Raw genomic sequence first — 19,906 nt, 5'->3', positions numbered from 1 at the left:
ATTTAAATTGAATCTCTTGTTTGAACATTATTAACTAATCTTGAAATTCCAAGCGGGTTTTCATTTTGAAGTGCCTCTGGAAGTTTGTTATTCGGCCAATTCTGATAACTAAAAGGTCTGACCCATCTTTTAATGGAACCAATTCCAACTGCTGTAAATCTGGAATCTGATGAGGAAGGATAAGGTCCGCCATGCACCATCGACGGACATACCTCTACTCCTGTCGGTAATCCGTTAAAGATTATTCTTCCGACACGATTACCCAAAGCATCCACTACTTCTTCATAGTTTTCAATTTCATTTTCTTCTGCCAAAATACTACCCGTCAGCTGTCCTTCCAGTTTTTCAATGATGCCAACCAGTTCAATTTCGTCTTCACATTGCACTAATATCGAAAAAGGGCCGAAAACCTCTCTATGCAAAACTGGATTTTCTAAAAAGATTTTGCCGGAAACCGTCAGTATTTTTTGTGAAGCGTAATTAGGATTATCTGTCTTAGCATATTCTGCTACGACTTCAATTCCGTCTTGCGAACTTAACAGTTCATTATTGGACTGATAATTTTTATAAATCGATGGATTTAACATACAACTTGGTGAAATCTTTAAAATCTCAACGGCAAGCTGTTCGGTAAACGTTTTTAAAGCATCACTTTTAATTCCGAGCATCAATCCGGGATTAGTGCAAAACTGTCCTGCACCTAATGTTACAGAACCAGCACATGCCACTGCCCATTTTTCAGAATTTTGTTTTAATGCTTCTGGTAATAATACAACTGGATTTATACTTCCCATTTCTGCAAAAACCGGAATTGGTTCTTCACGCTGTCCTGCTAAATCATATAAAGAACGACCGCCTTTTATACTTCCTGTAAATCCAACTGCCTTAACCAAAGGATGCTTTACCAATGTAACCCCAACTTCAATGCCGCTGCTGTTCAGATTAGAAAAAACACCTTCTGGCATATTCGTTTTTTGAGCTGCTTTAATTACTGCCGAAGCTACCATTTCTCCTGTACCCGCATGCATGGGATGACTTTTTACGATAACCGGACATCCAGCGGCCAATGCAGATGCGGTATCGCCACCGGCAGTAGAATACGCGAATGGAAAATTACTGGATCCAAAAACGACTACAGTACCTAAAGGACGCTTCATTTTACGAAGATCAACCTTTGGCAAGGGAACTCTGTCTGGAATAGCAGTGTCAATTGCCGCTTCAACCCACGAACCTTCTTCCACTAAATCAGCGAAAGCATTTAATTGTCCGATAGTTCTTCCTCTTTCGCCTTCAGCTCTTCCTCTTGGCAAACCCGATTCCTGACAATAAACCTCTAAGAGATTATCTCCTAAAGCTACTATTTCATCTGCAATTGTTCTTAGAAATAAGGCTTTCTCTTTACCCGTAGATTTCTGAAATGTCAAAAATGCTTTGCTTGCAAGAGTTACGGCGGATTCTATTTCTTCATTACTTGCTTCAGTAAACTGCCAAGGATTCTCTGTATTTTCCTGCGGATTAAAAGTTTTGAAGGTTTTATCGCCGCTGGCTGACAACTGACTCCCTATGTAATTTTTTCCAGTAATCATGTATTCTATAGTATTTGGTTAAGTAATTCTAAAATTGAAAAAAGTTTTTAAAAAACTTCTTTTCTATTACAGGCTTTTATAGTCTGGCAGCGTTGGTCTATTTTTTAATGAATCATTAATAATAGCCAAAACTCGTTCTCTTTCTGCTCCTATAAGCGGTAATCTTGGTGCACGTACATATTCTGTTCCTAATCCTGTTCCCACTTCCGCTAATTTAATATTTTGAACCAATTGTGCATTGATATCCAATTCTAATAAAGGCAAAAACCAACGGTAAATCGTCAACGCTTCCTGAACTTTACCAGCTTTCGCTAATTTATAAATAGCAACTGTTTCTTCCGGAAAAGCATCTACAAGACCACCAACCCATCCGTCAGCTCCCATTAGTAAACTTTCTAATCCTAAAGTATCAACTCCTGTAAGGACTTTTAATCTGCTTCCAAAACGATTAATGATTCTGGTTACATTAGAAATGTCTCTTGTAGATTCTTTAACAGCCTGAATGTTATCCAGTTTTAAAAGTTCTTCAAACATGTCTAAAGTTACCTCGATCTTATAATCAACCGGATTGTTGTAGATCATAATAGGTAAAGAAGTGCTTTTTGCAACTTCTGTAAAATATTCAACAGTTTCGTGGTCGGTAGCTTTGTAACGCATTGGAGGCAACATCATTAAACCTCTTGCTCCATTAGCTTCAGCTTTGTTTGCTGCTTCAATAGCACCGCGCGTAGTTTGTTCTGCAATATTCATTATCACAGGAACCTTTCCATCAACTATACGAACTGTTTCAAGAATAAGGTCTTGTTTTTCTTCTTCTAAAAGTGTACTTGCTTCTCCTAAAGTTCCTCCCAGAATAACGCCTTCTATTCCAGCATCTAATTGATAATTAAGGTTTTTCTCAAACATTTTAAAATCTAAAGTGTCTTCAGCTGTAAAATTTGTGGTAACAGCTGGCATTACCCCTTTCCATTGAATATTCATAATTTATCTATTTTTATTTATTTCAAAGGTATCAAGGGGGGTAAAAATTTTATCTAGGAATATTATCAAAAACCTATACAATATTATCTCATTTGTAAGATTTTAACAAAAACTAGATTAATTTTAATTCATCTTTTACTAATTTTCATATCTTTCCGTAAAATATAAAAAATAACCAAGTAATGAAAGTTTTTCCTTTTAAAATCCCAAAGTCAAGCGAAGAGGCATTTATCTATCAAGAAGACTGCGAAACTATTTTTTATGATAAATACCATCAGCACGAAGAAATTCAAATTAGTTATATAAAGAAAGGAGAAGGCAAAATTTTAGTCGGAGATATGATTACTGAATATCAAAAAGGCGACATCATTATATTAGGAAGCAATTTACCGCACGTTTTTAAAAGCGACATTTCTGAAAGCAGAGGAATGTCGGTCATGCTTACGGTCTTTTTTACCGAAAATGGATTCGGAAAAGATTTTTTTAATTTACCGGAATTAAACGCAGTAGAACCTTTTTTTACAGCTATTAAAAACGGAATACAAATTAGAGATGCCAAACCATCTATTATAAGGAAGTTCAAAAAGTTTAAAGAAGCCGATAAATACGATCGTTTTATTCTTTTAATGTCTATGTTAAAAGCTTTTAGCCAATCAGATAAAAAACATCTTTCTAATTATGTTTTCAATAAACCTTTTACAGATGCTGAAGGGAAACGAATGCAGATGGTTTTCGATTTTGTCATGACGCATTATCAAAAAAACATCACTTTAGACGAAATTGCCCAAATTGCCAACATGACCAAAAATGCTTTCTGCAAATATTTCAAAACCCGAACTAAAAAGACTTTTTTCCAATTTTTGATTGAAATCCGAATTGAACATGCTGCAAAACTGCTTATCAAAAACAAGGAATTATCGATTATCGAAATTTCGGAACTTAGTGGTTTCAATAATATTTCTAATTTCAACAGAAAATTTAAAGAAATCAAAAAGAAAACCCCTTTTGAGTTTAAAAGTTCCCTTATTAAGTCTTAGCCTATTTTACTCCTTTTTAAGTAATATTCTATTATATAAGGATAATAAAAGTCTAGCTTCAATATACTAAATCTGCATACTTTTGAAAATCTACACTCTTTTTCTTAATGAAATAAGATTTTGAGTTCAGCTACATTTTCAACCATTTCAAACTTAAAATGCCATGATTAGGAACTATTTAACTCTTGTTTTTTTGTGTTTTAATTTCATTTCTTTTGCCCAAAAAACAAAACCATATACACTGGCAGACACCTTAAGAGGCAGTTTAACTCCTGAAAGACAGTGGTGGGACGTACAACGTTATGATATTACTGTGAAACCTGATTATGACACTAAAATAATAGTAGGAAGCAACACTATAACGTATAAAACACTTAAAGAAAAGAGCAATACTAAAATGCAGATTGATCTGCAGAATCCTTTGGTTATTGATAGCGTGATTCAATCCGGAAAGAAATTAAGTTTTGCAAAGGAAAACGGTGTCTGGTATATTAAAACGCCTAAATCTAAAATAAAATCTACCAGCAAAGTGGCTATTTTCTTCAGCGGAAAAGTGCATGAAGCCATAAAAGCGCCTTGGGATGGAGGATGGATCTGGACAAAAGATTCCTTAGGACGTCCGTGGATGACGGTTGCCTGCCAAGGACTTGGTGCCTCTGTATGGTATCCGTGCAAAGATCATCAAAGTGACGAACCGAATAATGGTGCAAGTTTAACGATGACTGTTCCTGATTCTTTAACCGCAATTGCCAACGGAAGATTAGAGTTTAAGAGAAGTAATAATGACGGAACAACCTCTTATAAATGGGCTGTTGTCAATCCGATTAGTAATTATTGCATCATTCCGTACATTGGAAAATATGCCAATTTTAAAGAAACTTATAAAGGCGAAAAAGGCAATTTAGATTTGAATTATTGGGTTTTGGATTATAATTTAGAAAAAGCTCAAAAATACATGCCAAAAGAAGTGCATAATATGTTAAATGCATTTGAATACTGGATGGGGCCTTATCCGTTTTATGAAGATGGTTATCAGTTAATTGAAACCTCACATACCGGAATGGAACATCAAAGTGCTGTTTCCTACGGAAATCATTATAAACCTGGCTATCGTGGAAACGATGGTTCAGGAACGGGCTGGGGAATGAAATGGGATTTTATTATTATTCATGAAAGCGGACACGAATGGTTTGGAAACAACATTACCACAAATGATCTGGCTGATATGTGGGTACACGAAGGATTTACCAATTACAGCGAAACTCTTTTTGTTGATTATATTTTTGGAAAACAAGCCGGAGATGAATACAACGCCGGAACTCGCAAAGGAATACGAAACGATCGTCCCATTATTCCCGATTATAATGTAAATGCACAAGGAAGCGGCGATATGTATCCAAAAGCAGGAAATATGCTTCATGCCATTCGTCATGGAGTTGATAACGATGCCTTATTTAGAGAAATTATTCGCGGATTAGGAAAAGAGTTTTATCATCAAACGGTAGATTCGAAACAGATTGAAAATTATATATCGAAAAAGCTTAATTTTGATTACAGTAAAGTTTACGAGCAATATCTTACCACAACGCAGATTCCAAACTTTGAATTTTATTTTAATGAAGATAAGACCAAAGTTTTCTATCGTTACAGCAATTGTGTAAACGGTTTTAATTTACCGCTGACCTTAAAAAACAATACGGATAAAATCAAAATAGTACCATCAGATCAATGGCAGAGTATTGCCTTAGCAAAAGATCAAAAGTCTTTATTTGACGTAGCTTCTATTACTAAAATGTATTATATAAATCCTGTTTTGGAAACCAATATAAAATAAAAAATCAATCATTAATCAAAATACGATGAAGAAAACAATCTCTCTTTTTTTCTGTTTTATCCTGTCACTTTTTTTCCTGACTGCAAATGCTCAAAAACCAAAATGGGCGAATAATAACAGTAGTTATTATACCGCAGAAAAAGGAGAAATAATACAGTACGAATTACCAAACTTTACCAGAAACATAATTGTTGACGCCAAACAGCTTACACCAAAAGGAAGCGCAAAAGCTTTAGAAGTTAAAGATTTTGAATTCAGTAAAAATGAAAAATTAGTTTTGATTTACACCAATTCAAAAAAAGTGTGGAGGCTGGAAACACGTGGCGATTACTGGCTTTTTAATATCGAAACAAATGAATTGCGACAGATTGGAAAAAACAGGCCAGAATCGTCTTTGATGTTTGCAAAACTAGCTCCAGATAACAATTCAATTGCTTATGTAAGCAAGCATAATTTATATGTTGAAGACCTTAATTCCGGAAAAGAAACAGCTTTAACAACTGATGGAACAGATCGATTGATAAATGGAACTTTTGACTGGGCTTACGAAGAAGAGTTCAATTGCAGAGACGGTTTTCGCTGGAGTCCTGACGGAAAAAGTATTGCATTTTGGCAGATTGATGCTACCAAAATCAAAAACTTCTTAATGATTAATAACACCGATTCGATATATTCTTATACGGTTCCGGTTGAATATCCAAAAGTTGGACAAGATCCTTCGGCATGTAAAATTGGAGTTGTCAATATCGCTTCACAACAAACAACATGGATAAAAGTTCCAGGGGATTCAAAACAACATTACATTCCATTAATGCAATGGATTCCTGATGGTTCTTCGATATTGGTTGAACAATTAAACCGCAAACAAAATGAAGCCAAACTCTTTTTATGCGATCCTAAAAATGGCGAAGCAAGTCCAATTTATTCTGAAAAGAATACTTCATGGATAGACATATTACCAACCGAAAATGAAGGCTTGAAATGGATTAACAACGGAAAAGAGTTTCTTTGGTTAACTGAGAAAGATGGCTGGAAGCATTTATACAAAATCAGTAAAAATGGTAAGACAGAAACATTGATTACCAATGGAAAATATGATGTTATAGACATTAAAGCCGTAGACGAAAAAAATGGTTTTGTTTACTTTTTAGCTTCTCCAGACAATGCAACACAGCAATATTTATATAAAACAGCATTAAACGGAAAAGGCAAACTAATAAAAGTATCTCCTGCTAACGAAATCGGAACGCATAATTATCGTTTATCTCCCGATGCAAAATATGCTGAACATCGTTTTTCGAATCATAAAAACCAAAAAATATCGGAATGGGTTAATCTATCTACTCAAAAGACCATCAAAGAAACTGATCGTAATATGACTGCAAGCGGTAATGTTGAAATGATTCAGATTACAACTGCTGACAATGTTACCCTTGACGGCTGGATGATCAAACCAACTCCGTTTGATCCTGCTAAAAAATATCCTGTTTTATTTTATGTTTATACAGAACCTGCAGGCGCAACTGTAAAAGATGCCGCGGGTTATGCCAGTACTTTTTTATACGATGGAGATATTGCTGTCGACGGGTATATTCAAATTAGCTTAGATGGAAGAGGAACTCCAGTTCCAAAAGGTGCTGAATGGCGCAAATCGATCTACCAAAACATAGGGATTCTGAACACCCGAGATCAGGCAATGGCGGCTAAAGAAATCCTTAAATGGTCTTTTGTAGACAAAGACCGAATCGCAGTCTGGGGATGGAGTGGCGGCGGTTCCACAACACTGAATCTTTTATTTCAATATCCTGAAATTTATAAAACAGGAATCGCTATTGCAGCTGTACCCAACCAATTGTTGTATGATAATATTTATCAGGAACGTTATATGGGATTGCCTCAGGAAAATAAAGAACCTTTTATAAAAGGCTCTCCTATTACTTATGCCAATAAACTTCAAGGAAATCTATTACTTATTCACGGCACTGGCGATGATAATGTGCATTATCAGGGAGCAGAAATGCTGGTAAACGAATTAGTAAAAAACGGCAAGCAATTCCAAATGATGAGTTATCCAAATCGTACGCACAGCATCAATGAAGGCGAAGGAACTACGGAACATTTATCGAAATTATTCACACAATACTTAAAAGAACACTGCCCAGGCGGAGGCAGATAATATCATTTTTAATACCATTTTGAAAAAAATATGTTTAGCAGAGAAACTTATATAAACAGAAGGCAAGTCTTAAAAAAAGCAATGGGTTCTGGCCTTATTATTCTTCCCGGAAATGAAGAAGTCGGAATGAACTACCGGGATAATATTTATCATTTTAGACAAGACAGTAGTTTTTTATATTATGCTGGAATAGATCGTCCTTCTTTATTTTTAATAATAGATATTGATGCTGATCTGGAAATTCTATTCGGTGATAACCTGACAATCGAACAAACTGTTTGGGTTGGCCCACAAGATTCATTAAATAGTGATGCAGAAAAAACAGGAATCACAACTGTACAGCCTTTATCGTTTGTAGAAGCTGTTCTTAAAAATGCTGTACAACAGAAACGTGCGATTCATTTTCTACCTCCTTACCGTGCTGCTATTACTTTAAAATTAAGTTCATGGCTCGATATTCATCCTAATGAAATAGCTAAAAAATCATCCATTCCATTATGTAAAGCAATAATTGCACAACGTTCTTATAAAACGAATGAAGAACTGATTGAGATTGAAAAAGCGGTAAATATAACGGCAGCAATGCACTTAAAAGCAATACAAAGTGCAAGACCTGGAATGACCGAATATGAAATTGCAGGACAAGTCGAAGGTACGGCAATCAGTCTTGGCGGTCATCTTGCTTTTCCGACAATACTAACAGTCAACGGACAATACCTGCACAATCATGCCGGCAGTAATGTCTTAAAAGAAGGACAATTGGTTTTATGTGACTGTGGAGCCGAAAACAATATGCGTTATGCCGGAGATATGACCAGAACTTTTCCCGTTTCGAAAACCTTTACAACACAGCAGAAAGAAATTTATAATATTGTTTTAAAAGCTGAAGAAGCCGCTGTAGCCACTCTTAAACCCGGAACTTTCTTCAAAGATTCACATCTTACGGCGTGTAAGGAGATTTTAACAGGATTGAAATCTCTTGGTTTAGTAAAAGGCGATTTGGATGAAGCCGTAGCTGCAGGTGCGCATACCCTATTTTTTCAATGTGGTTTAGGTCACATGATGGGAATGGACGTTCATGACATGGAAAATATAGGCGAAGAATATGTTGGCTACACAGAAACTCTAAAGAAGAGCACCGAATTTGGATTAAAATCACTGCGTCTGGCCAAAGAACTTGAAGAAGGTTTTGTTTTAACTGTTGAGCCCGGAATCTATTTTATTCCAGAATTAATCGATCAATGGCAGGTCGAAAAAAAATACAGTGAATTTATTAATTATGATAAAGTTCAGGCGTACAGAAATTTTGGAGGTATCCGTATAGAAGAAGATTTTCTAATTACCAAAGAGTCTTATAAATTGTTAGGAAAGCCTCTTGCCAAAACAGCTGAGGATATTGAAGCACTTCGAAACTATTAAATTTATAAAATAGTTTTTCCTGGCTGATTACCTAAAAATCAATGAAGCCGTCTCACAATCTGAGACGGCTTTTTTTATCGAAAGTAAATACTGATTAACTTTTACTAATTATCAGATAATTAAGTACATATAATTTCACAAGGACTGGTTTAATTTAGTAGGTAAGGAATAAGATTACATTTTAACCATTCAAACTTATTTTAAGACAATTAACAACCAAAACAAACCTTATGAAAGAAAAAAAACTACCCCGATTTTTATCTTTTCTTCTTCTTACTCTTTTTGTGTTAGCGGCAGAAAATTTAAATGCTCAAACGAATTTAGCCAGGCTGAGTTCTACAAAAGTTAGTACTTCTCATGTATCGCCTTGGGAAAGTCTAGCGGCTGTAAACGATGGTTTTACGCCTATTAGTTCTGATGACAGAACAAATCCTGTTTATGGAAACTGGGATGGCGATGCGAATTACAACACCTATAACTGGGTACAATATGACTGGGATTTTGCTCATCAAATCAATTCTGTGGCGCTTTACTGGTTTACCGATTTTGGAGGTATCTCTCAACCTACGGATGCTTACATTAGCTACTGGGATGGACTTGAATGGATTAATGGTGGTTCTGTAGGATTGGCTTTAAATCAATTTAATACGCTTGGAAATTTAAATTTTAAGACCAAAAAACTGAGGGTTTATTTTAAAAGTAATACCGCAACCGGCGTGGTTGAATTTCAGGCTTTTGGTGTAGAAACCACTCAATGTGATCCTACCGTAGTAACCGCTTCTCTTAAAGTGAATAATGGAACCGAAAAAAGCCTTAATTATGCCGTTGTTTCTCCAACAGATAATGTGCAGTTTTTAGCTTCTATTGCCAATAATCCAACTGGAGGAAAAATGAAATGGACTGGGCCAAATAATTTCACATCGACCAGCCAGAACATTACACTTTCGAATTTACAAGTGGAGAATTCCGGAACGTATCGTTTTTTATACATTAATGACTGCGGGACAGAAAGTGCTTTATCATTTTATTTAACTGTAAAAGAAAACAACAGTGATTTCACAACATGGGCAGGTTATGGCACAACACTTCATTATGATTTTAAAAGCGACTATCCTGATTTTCCAAAACCAACAAAAAACTTAGAAGAAGATTATCCCAATTACAGCGGTTGTAATGGCGTTAAATCGACTAATGTGGGTTCATGGACTTTTGTACAAGGGCCAAATGCTAACTCTTTAGTAACAGATGCCGCTGTCGATTTAATGTTAAAACGTTTAGACAGTGATTTTACTTTTTTAAGAGATAATATGGGCTGGCCGCCAGATAAATTATACAGAGCAGGTTATCGCAGTTCAGTATATTTATTTGGTTCTGGTTTGTGTACCGATACCGCTTCAAATACCGATTTAGGCGGATGGCAGAGCGGCGTTGGCACTCCCGATGGAGAAAGCTGGCCAATGGTTCTTCTGTCCTATTATCCGGTTGCGAGTTTTGACCCAAATACCACTTTTCCAGACGCTCAGTATCAAACAGGAGCTTGTGTTCATGAAGGTATTCATGCCATTTATGCTTCATTGCCGGGTTGTAGAAAATCGGCTTGGTTTCATGAAGGTTCAAATGTTTGGTTGCAGACTGTGTTAGATATCAAAAAAACAGGAAGTACAGACTATAGTAATGTAGATCTAGGATGGCTAAGTGCGGGTTCTGTCATTGCACCTTTTATTCCGATTGAATGTTATAGCGGATGGCTTCAGGATGGCACATTTGGAGGGCCATCTGCTGAAGGTGTAGATTCTGGAGTTCAAAATTCTGAAGGAGTTACGTTGAGATTAACCCGAGATATTATTGGAGGAGTTCAGTACAGCTCTGTATTTCCAACCTTTTTAGGAGAAATTGTAGGCGAAAAAAGTTTGCCTTGGGTATGGAATTATTGCGAAGGACGTGTATTAGAAGGTATTGCAAATGGTAATGGCACTGTAAATGGTTTAGGCGAAGATAAAACAAGAAAGATGGTTCAAGAATACAGAGCCAGATTAGCATTGTCTGATTTCGGAAAATTTGAACAGCCTATTTTAAATTTGTACCGCAATAATATGGGACGTGAATTAGGCCCAGAACAACCCGCTCTTATCAATGTAGAAAAATGGAAAGCAACACCTTATGCTATAACTACTGAAGATGAAAACGGTTATTTAATTCCGCAAGAAAAGACACTTCCTGGCTGGTCTGGAGCTAATTTTATTCCAATTCATGTACAAGGAAATCAAGCTACCGTGTTTTTTGAGCCTTTAGGAGAAAATATGTCGATTCAATTGTGTTATCGTACCAAAGAAGGAAAAACGGTTTACACACAACCTGTTTATGCAGGCGACTGTACTATTTCTTTTTCTCAGGGCGTTCCTGCCAATGGTGTGATATTCGCCGTAATTTGTAATTCTGACTATGTTTTTGAAAATAACGACACTCGCAAAAAGAAGTTTAACTATAAAATTAAACTGGAAGATGGAGCCGTTAGAACTGCCAGCGTAGATAAAAATTGGTGGGACTGGAAAGCTACGATAAGTGATAACCTTTCTGTAGCCAATTTCTCCAATTCATCTTCTCACTTTTTGATTTATCCAAATCCTACCGATAATGCCTCTATGGTTAACATTAAAGTTTCAAATGAAAATACTGGAACTTATAATTTAAAAATAACCAACAGCACTGGACAATTAGTTTTTGAAAATAAAAACTACAATCTGGAAGAACAATATTATACAGGTAACCTATCAAAAGGAATTTATTTTGTAACGATTCAATCACAGAATTTCAAACAGACTAAAAAGATTATTATAAAATAATACCATTTCATTACTCATTACAGACTACATCTTTCGTTTGGAAGATGTAGTTTTTTTTGCCACTGATTGCACAGATTAAAAAAGATTAAATACTTTGTTTATAAATTTTACCACAAATTTCACAAATTTTCACAAATTGCTTTTTTTAAACTCAATGATTTGTGAAAATTGGTGTAATTCGTGGCGGAAAAAAAATAAACCATTGACGCTAAGGTCTGTCACCAATTACACGAATTTTTAATTTTTTAAATGCAACGATTTGTATTTATTCGTGAATTCGTGGCGGAAAAAATAATTCGTTGCCACTAAGGTTTGCCACAAATTCCACGAATTTCCACAAATTGTTTTTTTAAAGCTCAATGATTTGTGAAAATTGGTGTGATTCGTGGCAACAAAAAAGGCATTTACTCTAATAAAAGATTATGAGTAAAAAATATAATTAAAGTGGTTTTGTGTTTTTGAATTGTACTTTATATGGAAAACTTCTGTAAGTTTCTTTCTCATTTTCCCAAGAATGCTTTTCATGCACTTTTGGAGCAGCGCTTACAACCAACCATAAATACTCCGTGTTAGTGGGAACTTTAAATTCGATTTCTTTTTCATTGTCTTTAAAAGCATTGCTATACACTCTTTTACCATCTTTTAACGATGCAACAAATCCGTAACGCCAGCCTGCATTTTCTTTAGAATCGGCTAAACCTTTAAATTTTAATTTAACTTTTGTTCCAGCAGACGGAACGTTTAATTTAATTCCGTTATAACCATAATCCTGAGGGCAATTTGTTGAATCTATTTGATACCAGCCTTCTTCAATTGCATTCAATTTTGAAAAATGTAAATTTCGATAAGGTTTTGCTGCTTCTTCAACCCTTTTTAAATCCCAGGTTATAAACTTTCGGCTTGCATCAAATATTTCGTCATTAAACTGTTCTTGAGAAATAGTATTAATTCTTTTATAAGTCAATACAACATCTTCTCCTTCTTTAGTTGATCTGCTGAGTCTTCCCCAAAAATCAATACCATGTTTCTCAGACCAATATTCCAAGACATAAGGAGAATGATACATATTGGCAGGATGAAGAAAAGCGTAATGCGTTCCTTTTAAAAAATCTTTAAGATGATAGTTTTCAAAAGTCATCCATTCCGGATAAACCTGCCAGAGCATATATTGAGCAGACATTTCCATTACAGGCCCAGATGGTCCAGTCTTGCTGTCGGCATGACTCATGTATTGGAATGAATGCCCAATTTCGTGCGCCAATGCTCCGTAAGGAACTGCATTTATTCGGACAGCTGGAGTCCATAAAATGCCCACTTTATCCTCTTCTCCACCTCCAAAAGCTGTGTTTTCACTTCCTCCAAAAACAAATATTAGTAATTTGTATTGATCACTTACGGAATGTCCCTTTTGCACCAATTTCAAATCATTTACATAAAACTGATAAAATCGTTCACATTCTTCGATTGCTTTTTTGGGATCGAAACGTTTTTTAAGATCTGCATTTAATGTTGGATCATTTCCATATTCTTTATGCCAGAACATCACAATATTATCCGATTCTATCATTCGGCTGTAACTGTAATCACTATCAAGAAAATCATAATTATTATGTTCTGGAACCATCCAAATTTTCGCAGGAATATATCTTTCCTTAGCCAAAACTTTTTCTTGCGCATTCATTATACCAACAAATGATAAAAAGAGAAAAGCAGGAATTTTGATTGCCTTATTCATTGGTCATTACTTTTTTGTAATAATTGCCGACCAGCCTCCTCCGGAAGCCATTTTAGCTGTTACTTTAGTATTCTTATTAACCGCTATAGTTTCTTTTTTATAATCTTGAGCGAATGCTTCCGCATTGATTCCATCGGCAAATACTTCCATCGAAAAATTTCCTTCTCCCAGGAAAGAAAGATCTATTGGCAATGCTCTGGCATCTGCATCTGTCATTCCACCGATAAACCATTTATCGCCTTTTTTTCTTGCCACCACAATATAATTCCCAACAGAACCATGAAGTACAACTGTTTTATCCCAAACTGTTGGAATTTGAGTGATAAAATCAACTGTTTCTTGTTCTTTGTAATATGTTGATGGCGATTCACACATCATCTGCAAAGGCGCTTCATAAACCACATACATCGCCACCTGATGCCCTCGAGTTCCCATTGTCATTGGATTATTAAAACTAATGGCAAAGTTTTTAGGCTGTTTGTTAATCATTGAACCCGGTGTAAAATCCATTGGGCCTGCTGCCATTCTAATAAACGGAATCGTTACTGTATGTTCTGGTGTAATATCTTCGCTCCATTTATTGTTTTCGTTCCCTCTTACTCCTTCATAATTTAAAACATTTGGATACATTCGGTGTAAACCTGCGGGTTTAAATGCTCCGTGAAAATCTACTAACAATTCTAGTTTGGCACATTCTCTGGCAATCTGCTCATACGAATTGACCATATATTGGTCGTTACGCTGCATATAATCAATTTTAATTCCTTTTGCACCCCAACTTTTGTAAGTTTCCAGAATTTGCAATAAATTTTGGTCTAATGGTTTCCAAAGTACCCAAAGAATGATCCCGACTCCTTTTTCTTTTCCGTATCGAATCAATTCTTTAACATCCATTGCGGGATTAAAATCAAGAATGTTGGTAGTCGATTTTGTCCAGCCTTCGTCAAGAATTACATATTCTACTTTATTCGCTGCAGCGAAATCTATAAAATATTTATACGTTTCGGTATTTAACCCTGCTTTGAAATCAACACCGTAAATATTATTATCGTTGTACCAATCCCAAGCTACTTTTCCCGGTTTGATCCAATCGGTATTTTTAAGTGCATTTGGTGCTGCAAGCTGGTAAGACAAATTGCTTGATACCAAAGTACGATCGTCATCACCGATAATAAATACACGCCAAGGAAAAGCTCTGTTTCCGCTTGTTTTGGCAATATAATCAGCTTCTTTTGTAATGGTTTGTACACGATCTGATTTTCCATCCTTATCCACTGCTTCTAAAACGTATTTTGGAAATATAGCATTTAAAGTGGCATTTCCGTTACCTTTCAAAAACAATCCAGGATAATCATGAAGAGCAGTTTCTGTAAACAAAACCTTGGCTTTTGGAGTCGTAAACAAAACAGGAAGACTGCAAAAATCCTTTGACGCAATCTCATTTAAAGATTTATCCAAATACAAACGTTCGTTATGAGAATACATCGATTCTTCTTGCGGAAATAAAGAACGTGAACCGTTAGGAAATGATAACGAAACTTTCTCTGAAACTACATTTCGTTTTTCTTTGGCCTCATCTACAAACTGATAAGCCACTCCGTCATTATAGGCACGGAAATTAAGTCTATAATTTCCCTGATAAGTAATCGAAAGTTCTGTGTATTCATCTTTTATTTCGCTTTCTTTAATTGGTACTATGGCATGTATATTTTGAGATACACTTTTAACCGTTTGTTTTTTAACCTTCGGATTTAATCCAAAATTAGTTTTAGACGAAAAATCCATTCCTGCTTCTGCATTCTCAATAATCAAATTGCCATTTAATGATGCCGACCAGGAAATTTTATTAGAATTATTCACTTTTATCTGAATACGCCCATCAGGAGATTTAACCTCATAAGTTTGAGCAGAAACTTGGTAAGCGGATAGTAACAAACCGCATAAAATCAGTAATCCATTTTTCATTTTGAGTGGTATTTTTTAACTATTTATTTGAAGGTCCTTTTGTTGCTTTAGGAGCAGTTTGTTTCATTAGATTTAGTATTTCATCTTTAGTCAAACCATAATCATACATTTTTAAAGATGCCATAAAACCAGAGTAATTCTCCCCAATATCTGAAGCGCCAATTATAATTTTTGCCTTTTTTATAGCCGATGACAACATCATATTTTGAGAGTTATCAAGTACTCCGTCAACATAAATTTTCTCTACCACTCCATCAAAAGTCAAAACAATATGATGCCATTTATTTTGTTCTGGGACTTTGTTGTATTTCATATCAAAATGACCGTCCAAATGTGGCGCCGCACCATAATGTCCGCTATTGTAAGCCAATGCATTAAACGAATTGGCTAAATTATATTCAGAACGATCGCACCATGAGGCCAGAAACTCTCCTTCTTTGGCTACTTCTGGATTTTTTACCCAGACTGCCACAGAATACGAACCATTCCAAGCCAGAGTTTTAGGAACGGGTTTGTCTAATATTAAAGCGCCATTTACAAACTCAAGTGCCTTAATTTTATCCTCTTTATCCCAAGAAATCTTTACATCTCCAGTTTTTGTAAACACACCTCCTAAAGAACCTTTATTAGGCAGACTTTTAAATGAATTTCCGTATTTTTCATTAGTTACATCAATATCGATCAACATTTTATGTGAACTTACAGCTGCTGGTTCTGTATTTGATTTTTTATTTTCTAATGGTAAAGGAAGTTCAAATAATTCGCTGTATACTTTTATGTTCCAGACTGCCGCACAAAGCCCCGTTTTTTCTGTCCCTAAAACTTTTAGTTTCAAGAAACGTGCTGTAACATTTTTATCATCAATCATTGGGCTTCCCGAAGTACGATTTTTTGATTTATCAGCATACAACTGCCAATTTTTTCCATCTGTCGAATATTCTAAAGTGTATTGATAATAATAACTGGCAAATTCAAATTGGGTCATGACCCTTTTTATTGGTTTTACACTTCCTAAATCTACAGTTAAATCCTGTGGAAGTGCATTACTTCCAGCTTTCCACATAGTCGCATTATTATCATCTGTAGCAAAATCAGGCTTATATTCGTAATTGTGTTCTAACGATTGTAAATGATAATAAGATGATGCGGTAGTGCGAGCATTTAAAGCTATATTTTCAGGTACATTTGATTTCACAATTTCTCTAATACCATTTGAAGTCGGAATTACTTTTTTGATTGTAGAATCATTTTCGAAAATCATTTTATCGATACAGACTTGTCTTGCCAAACCACCGCGTGTCATTGGATAATCATGTTTATGATACACAATGTAATAATCATTTCCGTCTTCTAACACAGAATGATGTCCTGGGCCATGAGTCGTTTTATCTTCGTTCGTACTCAAAATCGGATTGTTAAGTCCTTCCTTAAAAGGCCCGTAAGGAGAATCTGAGTAAGAATAACGTACATTATAAGTTTCATCATGACAAGAAGCTCCGGAATACATCAAAATGTATTTGTTTCCTTTTTTCATCATGTAGGCCGCTTCAAAAGGTTCAGGAGTCTGACTTAAAGGAATATTTTTAGAATTCATCATATCCTTCATCGTAGCACTGTTCAATTCTCCAACGGCATATCCGCCATTATAATGCACCCAAGTTCCCCAATAACTGTATATTTTACCGTCGGTATCTCTGAAAAATTGTGCATCTAAAGATGGAAAACCTTCTCTTGGATATCCATTTGAAATAACGGGCACGTCATTTTCATTGAGTTTTTTCCAAGGCCCGACTGGCGTATCCGAAACATAACCGTAAATATTACAGCCAATTTCACAGTTTCCAAAATACAAATAATACTTACCATCATTTCCAACCACAATATCCGGCGCCCAAAAATTGGTAATGGGTTTTGCCGTAAAAGACGGAATTTCCATAGTATAATTGTACCAGTTTTTTAAATCTTTACTGTACCAAACCGTTGGAGCTCCAGAAGCCAGCATTTCATTATCGGTCGTGACATAGATATAATAAATGTCTCCAAATTTTTTAATAGTTGGATCTGCGTAATATCCAGGTAATATTGGATTTCCAGTTGATAAATTACTCGCTTCAACTTTTTTTTGAGCAATGACTTGTAAGGTAAAAACTAGGAGTATAAGGTTGTAAAATATATTTTTGTTTGACATTGCTAATAAAATTAAGTTGAAGCGTTTTTAAATGATATTAATATTTCCAAACTAATACATCAGAAGTTTTTACAGCGTTATTTCCGAAAATTGTCTTGGCATTTTTTGGTAAATTGATTTCGTAGATTTTATCAGAATAATTGACTGCAATGCCAAAACCGTCACGATATTCTACCATTACACCTTCAGGATAATCTTCTATTGCTACATTCTGCTTTTGATATAGTTTTCGCAATACTTGTCTTTCTAGTTCTCCATTTTTAGAATCTACGCCAATGTAAGTTACCGTTCCTTTACCTAAACTTCTAGAAATAACAGCTGGTTTTCCAGCATAAAACTCACTTCCATAAGTTGCCCAAACCTCCGTTTCTTTATTTGGTTTTAATAAATCGCCCCAGCTTGTCCATGCAAACTCCTGATTATTGAACTTTATTACTCCCGGAGATTGTGGCATTAATAAATCATACGATTCTATTTCAGAACCTATTAAGCTCCACATCGGTTCATAAAACTTAGCTTCCCAAAGATGTCCCAAACGATTTTGTATTCCGGATCGGCAGCTCAATACCAAGTTTCCGCCATTTTTAGCGTACAAAGTCAATTTGTCAATCATTTTTTGGTCAATCATCTGATAAGCAGGAACAATCAAGAAAGGATACTTAGAAAAATCCGTCGAATCCCGCACAAAATCAACTGGTGCTCCAAAAGATTTTGTGGCTTTATAATATTTCAAAAAATGTCCAATGGTGTTCCATTCCTTTGTTTGTTTGTTTAAATCGATTCCCATCACATTATCCCCATTAAACAAAATTCCGGTTTTGCGTTTTAAATAGTAATCTGGCAATGCTGCTTTAGCATCATACATTTTACGCAGCGTATTTATCTCTTTAATAAACTGATTAAACTCTAAACCACCGGGAGTTGGTGTTACTCCGTCTGTGCCAACAATCCCGTAATGATATTGCTCATAACCGTACAATGGCGCACGAAAACGATACGTACACGCAAATTTACTGCCACCTGCAAAAACATGCCACAGCCACATACGCACAGTTCCCGGCATTGGCTGCGGATTTATGCTTCCCCAGTTGACTTGTCCCGGCTGTAATTCCATACAACCGTACATTCCTTTTAAAGGACGAAAAAAGTCATTTGACATTCCGATACTGGAATAATCTCCCAAACGATATCCTTGCGAACCGATTCCTAAACTTCCCCCGTAAACCAAATAACGCGTGTAACAATCAAAATCCAGCTCTTTACTCATGCCCACAAAACTTTCATTGTAATTGGATCTATAGTTAGAAGTAATCCATTGGTCTTTGCTTACATATTTTCGAATTGTAATAGCCTGTGAATCCAGAAAAGTGGCTGTTTCTTCATCAGCAAATCGATAATGATCCAATTGCGAATGTAAATTCATTCCCCATTCTTTATGAAGCGGAATATTAATTTGTTCAAAATCAGTATAAGTGCCACTCCAAAAATTATTTCCCCAAGCCACATTTAAGGCGTCAATCGATTTGTATTTGTTTTTCAGCCAATTTCGATAACGCTGTTGTGCATCGGCTCCATAATCCAGAAAACGTGCAGGTTCATTGTCTACCTGCCAACCTATAATGCTTTTATTATTGCCATATCTTTTCGCTAATTCTTCAATCATTTTTAAAGAATAGCTTCTGTAATAATTACTTGAAAATGAAGCATGTTGTCTCGAACCATGATCTGTTTTAGTGCCATCTTCATAAGTTGCCAATATATCTGGATGCTTTCGAACCAGCCACACAGGCGGTGTAGCCGTCGAAGTACACATTACAATTTTCAGTTTATACTTAGCGGCAATTTCTACCGCTTTATCCAGCCATTTAAAATCATAAACTCCTTCCTGAGGTTCTAACTGCGCCCAGGCAAATTCTCCAAAATGAGTAAATTCAAAACCCATTTCTGAAATCTTTTTCAAATCCCTATCCCATTGGCTTTGATCCCAATGTTCTGGATAATAATAGACTCCAACAGTGGTTAAATCTTTCTTTGGGAAAAATTTGTCAAATTTCTGAGCTGCAACATTTAAACTGATCCCTATTCCAAATAGTCCCAGTAAAAATCCTCTGAAAAAGTGTTTTTTTGATTTTAGATGCATTT

Annotated in this window: 11 protein-coding genes; 5 read left to right on the top strand and 6 right to left on the bottom strand. The window is 35.6% G+C overall.

The genetic code is table 11. The annotated features are described in order from the left end of the window. Positions 1 to 2: 2 nt before the first annotated feature. Both GSY47_RS09650 and GSY47_RS09645 read right to left on the bottom strand, forming a co-directional pair. Positions 3 to 1,586, bottom strand: coding sequence for an aldehyde dehydrogenase (NADP(+)) (locus GSY47_RS09650; protein ID WP_179006034.1), 1,584 nt, complete (start codon positions 1,584 to 1,586; stop codon positions 3 to 5). Positions 1,587 to 1,652: 66 nt separating this feature from the next. After that, positions 1,653 to 2,567 carry a dihydrodipicolinate synthase family protein gene (locus GSY47_RS09645; protein ID WP_179006032.1) on the bottom strand — a complete coding sequence of 305 codons (915 nt, stop codon included), beginning with the start codon at positions 2,565 to 2,567 and terminating at the stop codon, positions 1,653 to 1,655. 182 nt (positions 2,568 to 2,749) lie between these two features. Here GSY47_RS09645 and GSY47_RS09640 point away from each other — a divergent pair, with 182 nt between their 5' ends. The 5 genes from GSY47_RS09640 (at position 2,750) to GSY47_RS09620 (ending at position 11,876) form a co-directional block, all read left to right on the top strand. Next, on the top strand, positions 2,750 to 3,604 hold the full coding sequence (locus tag GSY47_RS09640) for an AraC family transcriptional regulator (protein ID WP_109193714.1): 855 nt from the start codon (positions 2,750 to 2,752) through the stop codon (positions 3,602 to 3,604). A gap of 163 nt (positions 3,605 to 3,767) precedes the next feature. Continuing rightward, positions 3,768 to 5,438, top strand: coding sequence for a M1 family metallopeptidase (locus GSY47_RS09635; RefSeq protein ID WP_179006030.1), 1,671 nt, complete (start codon positions 3,768 to 3,770; stop codon positions 5,436 to 5,438). A gap of 25 nt (positions 5,439 to 5,463) precedes the next feature. Beyond that, positions 5,464 to 7,614, top strand: a complete 2,151-nt coding sequence (locus GSY47_RS09630) for a S9 family peptidase (RefSeq protein ID WP_179006028.1) — start codon at positions 5,464 to 5,466, stop codon at positions 7,612 to 7,614. 30 nt (positions 7,615 to 7,644) lie between these two features. Next, positions 7,645 to 9,033: an aminopeptidase P family protein gene (locus GSY47_RS09625; RefSeq protein WP_179006026.1), complete on the top strand. Its 1,389-nt coding sequence runs from the start codon at positions 7,645 to 7,647 to the stop codon at positions 9,031 to 9,033. Positions 9,034 to 9,263: 230 nt separating this feature from the next. Then, positions 9,264 to 11,876 carry a T9SS type A sorting domain-containing protein gene (locus GSY47_RS09620; RefSeq protein WP_179006024.1) on the top strand — a complete coding sequence of 871 codons (2,613 nt, stop codon included), beginning with the start codon at positions 9,264 to 9,266 and terminating at the stop codon, positions 11,874 to 11,876. 439 nt (positions 11,877 to 12,315) lie between these two features. Here the strand turns inward: GSY47_RS09620 and GSY47_RS09615 are convergent, their stop codons facing one another. From GSY47_RS09615 to GSY47_RS09600, 4 genes are read right to left on the bottom strand one after another with little or no spacing between them, the layout of a single operon-like run. Next, the gene (locus GSY47_RS09615) at positions 12,316 to 13,611 is read right to left on the bottom strand and encodes a DUF6055 domain-containing protein (RefSeq protein WP_179006022.1); all 1,296 of its coding nucleotides are present in this window, start codon (positions 13,609 to 13,611) and stop codon (positions 12,316 to 12,318) included. A gap of 6 nt (positions 13,612 to 13,617) precedes the next feature. Then, entirely contained in the window at positions 13,618 to 15,576 is a 1,959-nt protein-coding gene (locus GSY47_RS09610; protein WP_179006020.1) for a glycoside hydrolase family 97 protein, read from the bottom strand. 19 nt (positions 15,577 to 15,595) lie between these two features. Then, positions 15,596 to 17,764, bottom strand: coding sequence for a family 43 glycosylhydrolase (locus tag GSY47_RS09605; protein ID WP_179006018.1), 2,169 nt, complete (start codon positions 17,762 to 17,764; stop codon positions 15,596 to 15,598). Positions 17,765 to 17,801: 37 nt separating this feature from the next. Then, positions 17,802 to 19,904: a beta-galactosidase gene (locus tag GSY47_RS09600; RefSeq protein WP_179006016.1), complete on the bottom strand. Its 2,103-nt coding sequence runs from the start codon at positions 19,902 to 19,904 to the stop codon at positions 17,802 to 17,804. Positions 19,905 to 19,906: the final 2 nt, after the last annotated feature.

This window comes from Flavobacterium quisquiliarum, from assembly GCF_019308285.1.
Lineage (GTDB): Bacteria > Bacteroidota > Bacteroidia > Flavobacteriales > Flavobacteriaceae > Flavobacterium > Flavobacterium quisquiliarum.
This window is presented reverse-complemented; position numbering and strand designations above follow the sequence as displayed.

Excerpts from the sequence above, each read along its gene's own strand:
- GSY47_RS09650 (WP_179006034.1), bottom strand. The coding sequence starts at position 1,586 with ATGATTACTGGAAAAAATTACATAGGGAGTCAGTTGTCAGCCAGCGGC.
- GSY47_RS09645 (WP_179006032.1), bottom strand. The coding sequence starts at position 2,567 with ATGAATATTCAATGGAAAGGGGTAATGCCAGCTGTTACCACAAATTTT.
- GSY47_RS09640 (WP_109193714.1), top strand. The coding sequence starts at position 2,750 with ATGAAAGTTTTTCCTTTTAAAATCCCAAAGTCAAGCGAAGAGGCATTT.
- GSY47_RS09635 (WP_179006030.1), top strand. The coding sequence starts at position 3,768 with ATGATTAGGAACTATTTAACTCTTGTTTTTTTGTGTTTTAATTTCATT.
- GSY47_RS09630 (WP_179006028.1), top strand. The coding sequence starts at position 5,464 with ATGAAGAAAACAATCTCTCTTTTTTTCTGTTTTATCCTGTCACTTTTT.
- GSY47_RS09625 (WP_179006026.1), top strand. The coding sequence starts at position 7,645 with ATGTTTAGCAGAGAAACTTATATAAACAGAAGGCAAGTCTTAAAAAAA.
- GSY47_RS09620 (WP_179006024.1), top strand. The coding sequence starts at position 9,264 with ATGAAAGAAAAAAAACTACCCCGATTTTTATCTTTTCTTCTTCTTACT.
- GSY47_RS09615 (WP_179006022.1), bottom strand. The coding sequence starts at position 13,611 with ATGAATAAGGCAATCAAAATTCCTGCTTTTCTCTTTTTATCATTTGTT.
- GSY47_RS09610 (WP_179006020.1), bottom strand. The coding sequence starts at position 15,576 with ATGAAAAATGGATTACTGATTTTATGCGGTTTGTTACTATCCGCTTAC.
- GSY47_RS09605 (WP_179006018.1), bottom strand. The coding sequence starts at position 17,764 with ATGTCAAACAAAAATATATTTTACAACCTTATACTCCTAGTTTTTACC.
- GSY47_RS09600 (WP_179006016.1), bottom strand. The coding sequence starts at position 19,904 with ATGCATCTAAAATCAAAAAAACACTTTTTCAGAGGATTTTTACTGGGA.